The sequence below is a fragment of the Bacillus sp. BB081 genome, from assembly GCF_008368895.1.
Classification (GTDB): Bacteria; Bacillota; Bacilli; order Bacillales; family Bacillaceae_G; genus Bacillus_A; species Bacillus_A wiedmannii.
This window is the reverse complement of sequence record NZ_QOZX01000030.1, coordinates 1-13,839: the sequence shown is the minus strand read 5'-3', so window position 1 is coordinate 13,839 and position 13,839 is coordinate 1. Positions and strand designations below refer to the sequence as shown.

At 36.2% G+C, this 13,839-nt stretch carries 13 protein-coding genes; 2 read left to right on the top strand and 11 right to left on the bottom strand.

Annotated features, from left to right (window positions below; genetic code table 11):
• Positions 1 to 12 precede the first annotated feature (12 nt).
• The 3 genes from DN394_RS15330 to DN394_RS15320 are packed head-to-tail and all read right to left on the bottom strand — an operon-like array spanning position 13 to position 1,922.
• Entirely contained in the window at positions 13 to 882 is an 870-nt protein-coding gene (locus DN394_RS15330) for a YihY/virulence factor BrkB family protein (protein ID WP_001226528.1), read from the bottom strand.
• 6 nt (positions 883 to 888) lie between these two features.
• Entirely contained in the window at positions 889 to 1,404 is a 516-nt protein-coding gene (locus DN394_RS15325) for a DUF4075 domain-containing protein (RefSeq protein ID WP_097914652.1), read from the bottom strand.
• 53 nt (positions 1,405 to 1,457) lie between these two features.
• A complete protein-coding gene (locus DN394_RS15320) occupies positions 1,458 to 1,922 on the bottom strand; it encodes a low molecular weight protein-tyrosine-phosphatase (protein ID WP_000250916.1) in 465 nt (154 codons plus the stop codon).
• Between the two features lie 173 nt (positions 1,923 to 2,095).
• Between DN394_RS15320 and DN394_RS15315 the strand changes: the two genes are divergently transcribed.
• Together DN394_RS15315 and DN394_RS15310 are read left to right on the top strand one after the other, a co-directional pair.
• Positions 2,096 to 2,320 carry a DUF1128 domain-containing protein gene (locus DN394_RS15315; RefSeq protein WP_000366197.1) on the top strand — a complete coding sequence of 75 codons (225 nt, stop codon included), beginning with the start codon at positions 2,096 to 2,098 and terminating at the stop codon, positions 2,318 to 2,320.
• Between the two features lie 192 nt (positions 2,321 to 2,512).
• On the top strand, positions 2,513 to 5,179 hold the full coding sequence (locus tag DN394_RS15310; protein WP_149293944.1) for a cation-translocating P-type ATPase: 2,667 nt from the start codon (positions 2,513 to 2,515) through the stop codon (positions 5,177 to 5,179).
• An 82-nt stretch (positions 5,180 to 5,261) separates the two neighbouring features.
• Here the strand turns inward: DN394_RS15310 and DN394_RS15305 are convergent, their stop codons facing one another.
• The 8 genes from DN394_RS15305 to DN394_RS15270 all read right to left on the bottom strand — a co-directional run.
• Positions 5,262 to 6,344 (bottom strand): toxic anion resistance protein, encoded by a 1,083-nt coding sequence (locus DN394_RS15305; RefSeq protein ID WP_001064402.1) that lies wholly within the window; start codon positions 6,342 to 6,344, stop codon positions 5,262 to 5,264.
• Between the two features lie 18 nt (positions 6,345 to 6,362).
• Entirely contained in the window at positions 6,363 to 7,994 is a 1,632-nt protein-coding gene (locus DN394_RS15300) for a YceG family protein (RefSeq protein WP_098954013.1), read from the bottom strand.
• A gap of 110 nt (positions 7,995 to 8,104) precedes the next feature.
• Entirely contained in the window at positions 8,105 to 8,896 is a 792-nt protein-coding gene (locus DN394_RS15295) for a TerC family protein (RefSeq protein WP_046958168.1), read from the bottom strand.
• Between the two features lie 73 nt (positions 8,897 to 8,969).
• Positions 8,970 to 9,548 (bottom strand): TerD family protein, encoded by a 579-nt coding sequence (locus tag DN394_RS15290; protein WP_000236650.1) that lies wholly within the window; start codon positions 9,546 to 9,548, stop codon positions 8,970 to 8,972.
• A gap of 82 nt (positions 9,549 to 9,630) precedes the next feature.
• A complete protein-coding gene (locus DN394_RS15285) occupies positions 9,631 to 10,215 on the bottom strand; it encodes a TerD family protein (protein ID WP_000146727.1) in 585 nt (194 codons plus the stop codon).
• A 23-nt stretch (positions 10,216 to 10,238) separates the two neighbouring features.
• A complete protein-coding gene (locus DN394_RS15280; protein ID WP_001121586.1) occupies positions 10,239 to 10,835 on the bottom strand; it encodes a TerD family protein in 597 nt (198 codons plus the stop codon).
• Between the two features lie 128 nt (positions 10,836 to 10,963).
• Positions 10,964 to 11,842, bottom strand: coding sequence for an ROK family protein (locus tag DN394_RS15275; RefSeq protein WP_098954014.1), 879 nt, complete (start codon positions 11,840 to 11,842; stop codon positions 10,964 to 10,966).
• A gap of 62 nt (positions 11,843 to 11,904) precedes the next feature.
• Positions 11,905 to 13,839, bottom strand: a 1,935-nt coding sequence (locus tag DN394_RS15270) for an SH3 domain-containing protein (RefSeq protein WP_149293943.1), incomplete at its 5' end; no start/stop codon positions are given.

Here is a 13,839-nt window from a genome sequence, read left to right as displayed (position 1 = left end):
TGGAACAAGAAGTCACTTTTCATTACGGGAATTATTGTCACCCGTTCTATAATGATGGAGTAAACCATTAATTTCACCGCCAAGTAAAATTACCCACCCGGTTAAGTAGAACCATAACATTAAAATAATAATACCACCAAGACCACCATATGTATTGGCGTAATTTGCAAACTTATCTACATAATAAGCAAATGAGTACGATACCACAATCCATCCTACAGTAGCAAATATTGCTCCTGAAATGACTTCTCTTCTTTTTAACTTTCGATCTGGTGCAAACGTATATAAAAAACTAAACAATGCAAATAACACGAAGAAACTCGCTACTAACCGCGTAATACTCCACACGTAAGAAAAACTATCCGATAAACCAATTGCTTTAAACACCGCTGCTCCAATCACCTGTCCGAACACTGGAACAATTAGCGCAAACACAATCATAAAAATAATTGCTAATGTAAACACAATTGATAACGCTCTTGTTTTAATAAAAGAACGTGTTTCTGTTACATCGTACGCACGGTTGAATGCATTCATAACCGCATTCACTCCGTTTGAAGCAAACCATAGCATTGATAATAAACCAAATGATAATAAACCACCATTTTGCTCATTTACAACTTTATCAACGTTTACTTCAATTAAAGACATTGCATCTTCGGGTACGTACGGTTCTAATAAATTGAGCACACTTTCTGTTTGAAGGTCAATGAATCCAAGAAGCGTAATTAAGAAAACAAGCCCAGGAAAAATCGCAAGCAAGAAGAAATAAGCGAGCTGTGCTGCCAAGCCCGCTACATCATCGCGCATCGTCCGGTCATACAAGTCTTTACCAAACGAATAAGTACGATTTCTTCTCACCTTTTCTAAAATTTTTCTCATATATGTTTAAACGCTTTTCTTCTCTTCTTTATCTTGCTTCAACTCAATGTACGCTTCAGTTTTTTTTTCCTCTACATTTGAGTCTTTTATAAATAATTCACGTGCTTCTTTCATACCACCATCTTCAGCAACTATTGGCTCTTCTTCTGCTTTCAGCTCATCTACCTTTGAAGATACAGCTTGAATTTCAATCGTTTCTGGCTTCTCTGCTGGCTCAACCTTTTTCTTACTAAAAATTTCTTTCGTTTCTTTTAACGTCTCTACAACAGACGGCGTCAATTTTTTAATTTCTGCTACTTTCGCTTTTACTACATTGAAGTCAGCGAGTTCACGTCCTTTATCTGTAACAGTTTGCACTTTTTCTTTTATCTTCGCATTTTCACCGATTTCAATCATCTTTGTTTTTGCTTTTTCCGCAGTATTTTTTACTTTTTCACGGTTTTCCTTCTTCAACATAGATACAGCTACACCTGCAGCTACACCAATCGCAATATTTCGAGCAATATTATTTTTCTTTGCCATATTCCTTCACCCTTTCATTTCTTATGTTAGAAAGTATTTCTTTCTAAGCTTCCTCATATTCCTTGTTCATTTCGAATGAAAGCTAATAGCTTTGCACACCCTTCTGTTACAAGGTCATATACTTCTTGGAAATTCCCTGTATAGTAAGGGTCGGGAACGTCTGTCCAGCCACCGTCTGGAACAAAATCGGACAGTCTACCAATATAGCCTCCAGTTTTACCTAAACTTTTTAAATCTGCTATATTCTTGTTGTCCATGGCAATAATATAATCAAACTTTGTTAAGTCTTCTTTTTCTACTTGCCTTGCTTTAATTCCTTCAAAAGTGACTGCATTTTCTTTTAAAATTTTTTGTGTTCCTTTATGTGGCGGATGGCCAACATGCCAATCTCCAGTTCCTGCAGAATCAATGACAATTTTCTCCTCGAGTCCCTCTTTTACGACAAGATTTCGAAAAATTGCTTCTGCCATCGGTGAACGGCAAATGTTCCCAAGACAAACAAACAATACTTGAACCATATTTTTGTTCTTCCCTTCTTGGTGCATTTCTTTATATATACTTATAGTATAAACAACCAATTATTAATTATAAAGGAAATCCCTACTAATTTAATAGGATTGAAAAGATTCATTAACGAAAATGATAAAAAATGTTAAGATATCCTTATGTTATTTTAAAGGGGGACACTTCGGTGGATTTATCCGTAAAGTCAGAAGAAAACGTTGAATATATGGTCGAAGCTATTAAAGAAAAATTACGTATGGTTAATGCTGGAGCGATGAGAGCTGCTAGCTTTAATGAAGAAATGTACGAAGACTTACGTGACATTTATGAGCATGTTATGAAACGTGAAACATTCAGCATTAGTGAAATGCAAGCTATTACAGAAGAATTAGGTACATTAATTAAAAAGTAAAAAAAGCCTCGTTTATATGAGGCTTTTTTTATTTCCAACAAATTCATGACAACTCTTCTCTTTCCCTCAACCAACTGTAAAATACTGTACAATGGAAGTAGAACCTCACCTTAGATTTTTTCTCCATACATACTACTCACAAATAATAGCAACACTACCATTGCTAACTGTTTTTACTGGAGGTGCTTACTTATGAGCAATTGGTACAGTAAGACGAAAGATCAAACATTAATCGACTTAGAAACAAACGAACAACACGGTTTAACAGATGAAATCATAAATGAACGTTTAAAGCAATACGGTTCTAATGAATTAGCTACAAAACAAAAACGCACGTTATGGCAGCGTATTTTCGCCCAAATTAATGACGTCCTCGTATATGTCCTTATTATTGCTGCCCTTATTTCTGCCTTTGTAGGTGAATGGGCTGATGCAAGTATTATCGCGCTCGTTGTAGTTTTAAACGCTGTTATAGGTGTCGTCCAAGAATCGAAAGCTGAACAAGCTTTAGAGGCATTGAAAAAGATGGCGACACCTAAAGCTATCGTCAAGCGAGATGGTGAACTAAAAGAGATTCCATCTGAACAAGTCGTTCCAGGTGATATTGTCATGCTGGATGCAGGACGTTATATCCCATGTGACTTGCGACTTATCGAAACCGCAAATTTAAAAGTTGAAGAATCTGCTCTAACTGGTGAATCTGTCCCTGTTGATAAAGATGCAATTTACCACCCTTCTATGCAAAGTGATGAGCAAGTACCGTTAGGCGATCAAAAAAATATGGCCTTTATGTCGACACTAGTAACATATGGGCGCGGAGTCGGTGTCGCTGTTGAAACTGGAATGAACTCACAAATTGGTAAGATTGCTACCCTTTTACATGAAGCCGACGATGATATGACACCACTTCAAAAGAGCTTAGCACAAGTCGGAAAGTATTTAGGCTTTGTCGCTGTATCTATTTGCGTCATTATGTTTATCATCGGTTTTTTACAAGGACGAGATACGTTAGAAATGTTTATGACTGCTATTAGTTTAGCCGTTGCAGCTATTCCAGAAGGCTTGCCGGCTATCGTTTCCATCGTTCTTGCAATTGGTGTGCAGCGAATGATTAAACAAAATGTTATCATTCGTAAACTACCAGCTGTCGAAGCTCTCGGTTCTGTCACAATTATTTGTTCAGATAAAACAGGTACGTTAACGCAAAATAAAATGACCGTTACTCACTTTTATAGTGATAACACATACGACCACTTAGAAAACTTAAATGTAAATAATGATGTACAACGTCTATTGTTAGAAAATATGGTGCTATGCAACGATGCGTCTTACGGTTCCGATTCACAAACAGGGGACCCTACAGAAATCGCCCTTCTCGTTGCCGGAAGCACTTTTAACATGCAAAAGGATCATTTAGAACAGATACATGAACGTGTTAACGAGCTACCTTTCGATTCAGATCGTAAAATGATGTCAACCGTTCATACATACGATGAAAGCTACTATAGCATGACAAAAGGTGCTATTGATAAACTCTTACCTCGATGTACTCACATATTTAAAAACGGTAAAATCGAGATTCTAACAGATGCTGATAAAAATCAAATATTAGAAGCTGCCGGGGCAATGTCTCAAGAGGCTTTAAGAGTACTTTCATTCGCATTTAAACAATACAATTCAAACGATGTGGTTATAGATCACCTTGAAGAAAATCTCATCTTTATCGGTCTTGTCGGTATGATTGATCCACCGCGAACTGAAGTAAAAGATTCCATTACAGAATGTAAAAAAGCCGGTATTCGCACAGTTATGATTACTGGTGACCATAAAGATACCGCCTTTGCAATTGCCAAAGAACTTGGTATTGCTAAAGAAAAATCTGAAATTATGATTGGAACTGAATTAGATAACATTCCAGATACAGAACTAGCAAGCAAAATTAATCACTTAAATGTATTCGCTAGGGTCTCTCCGGAACATAAAGTAAAGATTGTAAAAGCATTACGTGCAAAAGGAAATATCGTTTCTATGACTGGTGATGGTGTTAATGATGCCCCATCCTTAAAACAAGCAGATGTTGGCGTAGCGATGGGCATTACAGGGACAGATGTTGCAAAAGGGGCAGCGGATGTAGTGTTAACAGATGATAATTTCTCATCTATCGTGAAAGCTGTTGAGGAAGGTAGAAATATTTATCGTAACATAAAAAAATCAATTCTCTTCTTACTCTCTTGTAACTTTGGAGAAATTATCGCTTTATTTTTAGCGATTTTACTCGGTTGGGCAACACCACTACGGCCTATTCACATTTTGTGGGTAAATTTAATTACCGATACACTACCTGCATTATCACTTGGGGTTGATCCTGAAGATCCAGATGTAATGAAAGAAAAACCACGACATGCGAAAGAAAGCTTGTTTAGTGGTAGCGTTCCTTTTCTTATTTTCAATGGGGCTGTCATTGGACTTTTAACGTTAGCAGCCTTTATCGCCGGGGCAAAATTCTATACCGGAGATACAAATTTATTTCCTCTTTTCCCAGAGAAAATTGATGAAGATGCTCTATTACACGCTCAAACAATGGCATTTGTCGTTCTTAGTTTTTCTCAGCTCGTTCATTCATTTAACTTGCGTTCAAGAACGAAATCTATTTTTTCAATTGGGATCTTTACAAATAAATATTTAGTCTTCTCCCTTCTTATCGGTGTTCTTATGCAAGTGTTTATTATCTCCATCCCACCTCTTGCAAATATATTCGGTGTACATGCATTAACGATGCGAGATTGGGGATTTGTTCTCTTATTAAGTATCATTCCACTTGTTGTAAATGAGATCATTAAATTAGTAAAGAGAAACTAAAAGGCAATGAGGATTATTCCTCATTGCCTTTTCATTTATTTCACTATTTGTGGGAGATGTCCCCGCTGATTAAAGTTTCACTTTATCCTTGTAATTCTTTTTTAATGTTCTCTGTTAACGTAGCCATACGCTTGCGGCTTTCTTCACGCTCACGTTTATTTTGCTCTTCAATTTGTTGTGTTTCTTGCATACCTCTTGAAATAATGTTCCAAGTTTCCTCAAGTGTTTCCATCTTAATACTAGAAGAACCTGATAATCTCGCTACTTCCACACTTTGCGTTGCGATATTTTGTGCATTTTTCTTAAGTAATTCATTTGTGCGGCGATCAAGTTCAGCCATAGAATCTGCAACAAGCTTTTGACGTTTCGCATTTACCGCTTGAATAATACCATTTTTAAAGATAGGAATCGTTGTAATAAATGCTGTATTGATTTTACCAATTAATTTATTATTACCACGTTGAACCATACGAATTTGTGGTGCTGTAAGTAGCGCAACCATACGTGCTTTTTCTAAATCATCAATACGCTGCTCTAAAATTTCAACAGAGTTTTTCAGTGATTCTAATTCAATACCTGCTAATTGGTCATTGTTACGCACACGCTCTTCGTACATTGGAACCAACTCTGTATTTAAACGCTCTAATAACATTTCCCCTGCTACTACATACTTTTCTAAGTCTAAATAATATTTCAAATTTTGCTCATATAAGCCATCTAACGTACCGATTGATTTTTTCATTTCATCTTGATACTTTGTAATTTCTACGTATACTTTATCCATTTCGCGACCCATTGTTTGGTACTTACTAAAGATCTGTTCAATCATTTTATCAGCTTTTTTGAACATACGTGAGAAGAAACCGCTTTTCTCTTCCGCAAAGTCTTTGCTATCGAATCTGTCCATAATTTTACCAAGCTGTTTTAATAATTCTCCAGAGTCTTCTATTTTTGATAAAGACATTGTATGTAAAATTTGATCAGCGAAACGTGAAATTTCCATAGATGGTTCTTTTCCAAGCTCGATTAATTCTAACTGATCTTTAATATCTACTGCATTATAAATACGTTGTACTTCTGCATCTTGTCTAAGTTGTAAACGAACATCTTGTGCCGTTTGCTCATTTAATTCTGTTTTCGAATCTAGTATGACTGGGTTATTCATATAGCATTCTCCCTTTCCTTATAAAAATGGACGAAATAGTCCTTTTATTGTTTGTGATAAATTTTTATAGGCTGATGAACCATGAAACTCAAGATCGAAATTAACTTCTTCAAGCCAATGGGAGTCAAATGCTCCTGCTTCAATATACGGTTCAATATCATTTCTCCCCGTTGGATTAAAGTGGAATACATCTACCCCAATTTGATTTAAAAATAATAATAAAACAGCATCCGAACGGCTTAATTCTCCGCTCTTCTCATTATTAAATATAACAATTTTCGGTACTTCTTGCGAGTAATCAAATTTCTCAAGTTGCTCTAAAATGTTCGGCGGTATTTGAGAAAGTTGCGCGAAAACATACAGTGCTACATCTTGTTTCGTCTCTTTCGCAATGGGTTTACACATTTCACTTTCACACGTATGGATGATCGCCTCTGCAATACCATGTTGCAATCCTTCTGGCAAACGTTTATGTGGCCACCAATGACTGTTCATAATTAAATCAGTGTGTAATTTCCCCCCGCGGTCTAACGCATCTCGGTAATGATATTGGAAATTCGCTTTTTGTTCTTTCGTAAACGGAAATGTATTAATTAATAAACTGTTATCAAATGATGTAATAGCCTTTAATCGCTGAAAATATTCTTTATCATTCTTTGAAACACCTGATATTTTCGCAAATAAAGAAGGGATATAAATGTGTTTATTCTCAACAAAGAATGTTGGACGCACAAATGCTTTTTCTTTCGTAATTAAAAAGAGTTCATCATACGTTGTTTTGAGCGTACGAGCTACAGGCGTATAGGAACGAAATTGCCATGGCTTGTACAGCAGTGAGTTATCGTGGTGAAGTACTTGTTCAATTTCTTTTGAAGCCTGATACGCTACTGTGGCAACTCGCTCACGGCGGCGATCTGGAAATGGCTCAAGAGAAATGCGACCTGGATGAGACACAATAAAAGTCCTTCCCTCTTCATCAACATTCTCAAATCCATCTTTTCCTTCTGGGTGATAATAAAGTACATCGCAACCGAGCATAATAAGAAAGTATAAGAAATATATACGGCTTTCCTGTGCATCACCGTACCAAATAATACGCGGCATTTGTTTCTTATAATTAATCGTAGAGAACCACTTCGCTACGTAATTGTCACTTAACTTAATCATATCGATTAAGAAACGACGGAATCCTTCTGTTTTTAATGATTGGTTATGTTGTTTTTCATACAATTTTAATACAGAAATAAACGTCGTATGTATATAATGCTGTAAGTCAGGATTGTCTACTTGTGGTAATAGTTGTTTTCCAGACAGATGGGCGACAAGCCTATTTACTGTAAGGCCATTCGGTGCTTCTTGATGTAATGTAAAAACCTCTTGAATATGGCGCAGTTTTTCGGGATCAATCACCTTATTTAAATTTTGTTCATGCAAAACCACGATCCCTTTCACTTCGCTATAATCAAATAGCTCATTGAAATATTCATCTACATCATTAGGAACACCAAGAATACGAGTTGCTATATAACTAAACTTCATCTCATTCTCTGTCAGTTCATATTGTGGGCGTTTTTCTAAAAGCGCTTCAAATTGCTTTAAATCTAATTCGTCTTTTAATGCACATGGTTGAAGTGTAAAACGTGAAAACACAACAGTTCACCTCCAAAAACATTTACTTTTTTTATAAAGTCTCTCTTCTATTATAAACTATTTTTAGTTATAAAAAATGGGCGCTCACATAACGAGCAAACCCATTTCAATTATTTATGATTATTTTTAGTAGCTGCAACTTCTTCTTTAGCTTGTCCAGAATTCTTCATGTAGTGAAGTATAAACGTTGCTCCAAATGCTACAACTAAAATGATGAAGAATAGCATATGACTTATTTCAATATGAATAACAGACAGTAACATTTTTGCTGCAATAATTAAGATTAAAATATATGCTGTCGTTTCAAGTTCTGGAATACGCTCTAACAATTTTAAGAATACACCAGCGATACCACGCATCATTAAAATACCGAGCATTCCACCTAATAATAGAATCCAAACTTCATTTGATACACCAAATGCAGCAAGTACGCTATCTACAGAAAACGCGATATCCATTAATTCAACCATCGCAACTGTTCCCCAGAAGACACCAAACATTCTGAAGAGAATACTGTTTTGGTTCATACCATGAGCTTCTTCTTCTTCTGCATTACCTTTTCTTTTATCAATGAAGTATTTAACTGAAAGCCAAGCTAAGTAAAGTGCACCTAACACTTTTACCCACGCCAATTTAATTAAGAACATTCCAATTCCAATCGCAATAAAACGGAATACATAAGCTCCAATAAGTCCATAGAATAATGCTTTTTTACGCTTTTCTTCCGGAAGGTGTTTTACCATTACCGCTAATACAAGTGCGTTATCAGCAGATAACAACCCTTCAAGCACAACAAGTGTACCTATTAATCCCCAAGATACTGGATCTTGCAACACTTTAATCCACATGTCCAAGTCGAAAAACTGAGCATACGTATCAAGGATCCCTTGCAAAATACTCATCTTACCTTTATCCCCTATTCTTTGCTAGATTTATAGAAAGGTCAAAAAAAGGAAACGAATATCGTTTCCCTTCTTATGCATCCAAGCCATACGCTCTTACAAGCGCACCTAAGCCACCTTGGAAACCGCTTCCTACTGCATTAAACTTCCACTGTCCATTATGACGGTATAATTCACAAAAGACAACTGCTGTTTCAATGGAGAAATCTTCCCCTAAATCAAAACGAAGAACTTCTTCACTCGTTTCTTCATTCGCTAAACGAACGAATGCGTTTCCAACTTGTCCAAAGTTTTGATTACGGCCTTCTCCATCATAAATTGTAACTGTAATAGCAATTTTGTGCACATCTGCCGGAACTTTCTTCAAGTCTACAACAAGTTGCTCATCGTCGCCTTCACCTTCGCCTGTACGGTTATCCCCTGTATGTAGAACAGATCCACAAGGAGACTGTAAATTGTTATAGAATATAAAGTCAGTTTCCTTCGTGCATTTTCCATTCGCATCTAATAGGAATGCTGATGCATCTAAATCGAAATCTGATCCACCGTCATAAGATTTAATATCCCATCCAAGACCAATTACTGCTTTTGTTAAGCCAGGGCTTGTCTTACCTAAATCAATCTTCTGTCCTTTTTGCAATTGAATAACCATTTATATTCACCTCTATATTTTATATCTTAAAAAATATATCCATCAGTAAACACCTGTTTCACCAATAGATATATAAAATCTATTACTCTACATCTAAACCGAAATTATTACATAGAGACGCTAATCCGCCCTGGAATCCACTTCCGATTGCATTGAACTTCCAGTCACCTGCATGACGGTATAATTCCCCTACTACAACAGCTGTTTCAATAGAGAAATCTTCTCCTAAATCGTAACGAATTAACTCTGCATTCTTTTCTTCATCTAAAATACGTACGAAAGAGTTAGAAACTTGTCCGAAGTTTTGGCTACGACCTTCTCCATCGTAAATTGTGATTGAGAAACAAATACGTTCGATATGTGCAGGTACATTTTTTAAATCTACTTTAATCGATTCGTCATCGCCTTCACCTTCGCCAGTTCGGTTATCTCCTAAATGCTCGACAGCACCATTCGCACCTTTTGGGTTATTATAGAAGACGAAATCCTCTGCCCCTGAAACTTTACCGTTAGCACCTACTAAGAAAATACTAACATCTAAATCGAAATCGTTTTGTCCGTCATAACGATTCGTATCCCAACCAAGTCCTACAAGAACTTTTGAAAGACCTGGATTTGTTTTTGTTAAGTCTACCTTTTGTCCTTTTTTCAACGAAATTGATGCCATATTCAATTCCTCCTCGGTTTATTTTATTGATAACGTGATACAATCTCACTTAAGTTTTTATCTTGTGTGCCTTCTCCAACAGCTGAAAACTTCCATTCACTTCCGTGGCGATACATTTCACCTGCAATTAGAGTCGTTTTGCCAGCATAATTATCCGATAAATTATAGCGTGCTAATTCTTCACCAGTTTGCGGGTTTTGAATACGAATATATGCATTACGAATCATCCCGAAATCTTGACGACGATTTACACAGTCATAAATATTTACAACGAATACTAAACGATTAATACGGCTTGGAACTTTATGTAATTCTACGAAAATTGTTTCGTCGTCACCAGCGCCTTCACCTGTTAAATTATCTCCTGAATGAATAATACTACCACAAGTAGAAAGTTTGTTTCCGAAGTAAACTAAATCGTTTTTGTTTAAAAAGCGATCCCCTTCTAACATAACAACAGATGCATCACAATCTACATTCGGTTTACTTCCAAATAATGAAGACAGAAACCCACCTGATTGTCCAATTGGATCCCAGCCTAAGCCAACCTGTAGTTTTGCTACTTTTGGTTGTCCTTTCGTTAAATCGATCTTTTGACCTTTTTCTAAAATAATAGGCATGAAGTTTCTTCCTTTCTACAAAGCATTTTCCTAATCGGAAAATATTGTATTCTTCTCTTATATTGTAGCATTATTTATCTATTGAGAAAAAGAATAAATTCTCAATTATATGAAAACACCTATATCATTTATTTATATTGATGTAAGAAGTGGTAAATCGAACCAATCATTCCTGCGTGATTACGATTTTGTGCGATTTTAATCTCGCAATTACTATAAATCTCAGGATTTAAATATTTTCGTACCTCTTCCTTTACTTCTTCTAAAAATCGATTACCTCTATTAGTAATCCCTCCACCAATAATAATTACTTTTGGATTGAAGATATAAGCAAGATTACTAATTCCAATGGCTAAATGTTTAAAGAATATTCGAACGGCATGTATAACTTCTTTATCCTTCTGATCATATAATTCAAAAATTTTTTCACCGTTCCAATTCCCGCTACCTTTATACTTCCGCACAAGAGAAATTAACCCTGAAATCGAGCCAACCTCTTCAAATTGTTTCCCTTCGATCAACATATTGCCCCATTCACCAGCACTAAATGAATGACCTCTGTACAGTTTTTTATTAATAACAATAGCTCCCCCTATTCCCGTTCCAAGGGTAAGCATAATGCAATTATTTTCATCTCTTCCAACACCTTGCCACATCTCTCCAAACAAAGCACAATTGACATCATTTTCAATGGATATAGGAACTTTTAATACAGCTTGTAATCTATCAATAATAGGAATACCAGCATAGCGTGGAATATGATCCACGCCGCCAGTTATGATTCCTCTATGAATATCTACAATTCCGGCTGTACTAATACCGATTCCAGAAACAACATGTTCATTCATTAATTGCACCGCCAAGCTAATAATCTTTTGAACGATTTGTTCCCCACCTAAATGGGCCTCTGTTAATGTAGTTTCGTGATTTAGTAATATCCCAGATTTTGAAATAATCCCAGATTTAATCTGTGTGCCACCAATATCAAATGCGATATATTTTTTCACACTGTCACTTCCTCTAACATTATGAACTTCACTTTTCTGCATTGAAATGATGATGTTTTCCTTTAATAAGAGTTCACAAGATTTACAGATCCAGCTTTTACGTAGACACTGTTGTATTCTTTATTATCCGAAACAATTTCATAATACGATCCTTGTGGTGTATTAACTGTTTTCTTAATGGCTACCATAATGTTGCGAGATGTCATTCCAGTCTGACCTTCAGCCATACTTTTGAATATCGGAGAACCTGCCGTTAACGTTCCAAGTCGATATTTATTTAAATCTTTACTTCCATTCATTGCATCAATTCTATACATAAGCGAGGCAATTTGCTGTCCCCAATTTTCATCACTTGCATACATGACGTTCATTCCTTGTGCCTTATCTCCTAAGTTTCCACCATTATATGTATTTCCACTTGGATTTAAGTAATGCTTATCTATATATGCCGCACAAAAATCAATACCTTCTTCCCATGTTTTGAATCCAGTTGCACCATTATATGGATCTGAATCTACCGCTCTAAAGCCAAATAAATTTTTCTTATCTTGCGCGATACGACTTGTTCCCCATCCTGATTCTAAAATTGCATGTGACACTAAGTAACCGGCATTCATCTTATATTTCTCTGCTGCACTTACAAAATATTTTCCTAATCCAATAAGTGGACTCTTTGCATTTGATTTACGTAAGAAATTATCAATTTCATCTCCTGTATAAGTAGATGTTGCACGAAGTGGCATATACTCAAAGTATTGATAACTATCTTGTCCTCCAATTTGCTTCTTATCAAAAGCCTCGTAACGCTCTCCTTCTTTTAAATGTTTCGGAGCATTACCAATTTGATACGTTGCATGTTTACCATTTTCCGGATTGTATACATAATGATATAACTTGCCATTTTTAGTTGCATAATACGACGTTTTCTCACCAGTCATTGTCGGATGTAATGTAACATCATTTATATTCACATAACCTGTCATACCATCAATTTGGACATGAATACGATCATCAACAGCTTTTACAAATTTCAGGTCAGCTCCACCCTTTACATATGTGAGCTTTTTACCCGTCGTAATATCATAAATATTAATAACACCATTTGCACGAACGAAACCTTGCTTCATATTTACAACTTTACCGTCACTTTTAATGTAAGCATCTTCTTTCATATTCTGCATAATTTGTGTTGCTTCCGCTTCATTTGGTTTTTGAACCTTTTGTGATGAGGTAACAATTTCATAAGAAGACGAACCTTGTTTAACTTTTAAGAACTGTAACGAAACATAACCCTCTCCGCCATTAAAACGGATTTTTGCCCAGCCATTTTCTTTTCCTATGATCGTAACAGTCTCTCCATTTTTCAAATGACCGACAGCTGCCGCACCTGTTGATGGACCTTTACGTACATTTAATAAAGACGCATTTACAACGGCTCGTTCTTCTATTACCTGTCCAGGGTTTGTTGGGTTTGTTGGATCTATGGAATCTTTACCAATCGTTATAAACTCTAACGACACATACCCTTCTTTTCCTTGGTAATTGATTTTCGCCCAGCCGTTTGCTTTTCCTAGTACTGTTACTTTTTCTCCATTTTTTAGGGTTCCTAAAATGGTGCTGCTCGTATTTGCCGCACTTCTTACTCGTAAGCTTGTCGCATTGATCGTTCCTACTTCTTGCGTTCCATTCGTAATGTTTTCCGCTGGCTTTTCTTCTTGTTTTCCTGCTTCTAACTTCACAAACTCTAACGATACATAACCTTCTTTTCCTTGGTAGCTTATTTTCGCCCAGCCGTTCGCTTTTCCTAGTACTGTTACTTTTTCTCCATTTTTTAAGTTTCCTAGAACCGAGCTACTTGTATTCGCCGCACTTCTTACTCGTAAGCTTGTCGCATTGATCGTTCCTACTTCTTGCGTTCCATTTGTAATGTTTTCCGCTGGTTTTTCTTCTTGTTTTCCTGCTTCTAGCTTCACAAACTCTAACGATACATAACCTTC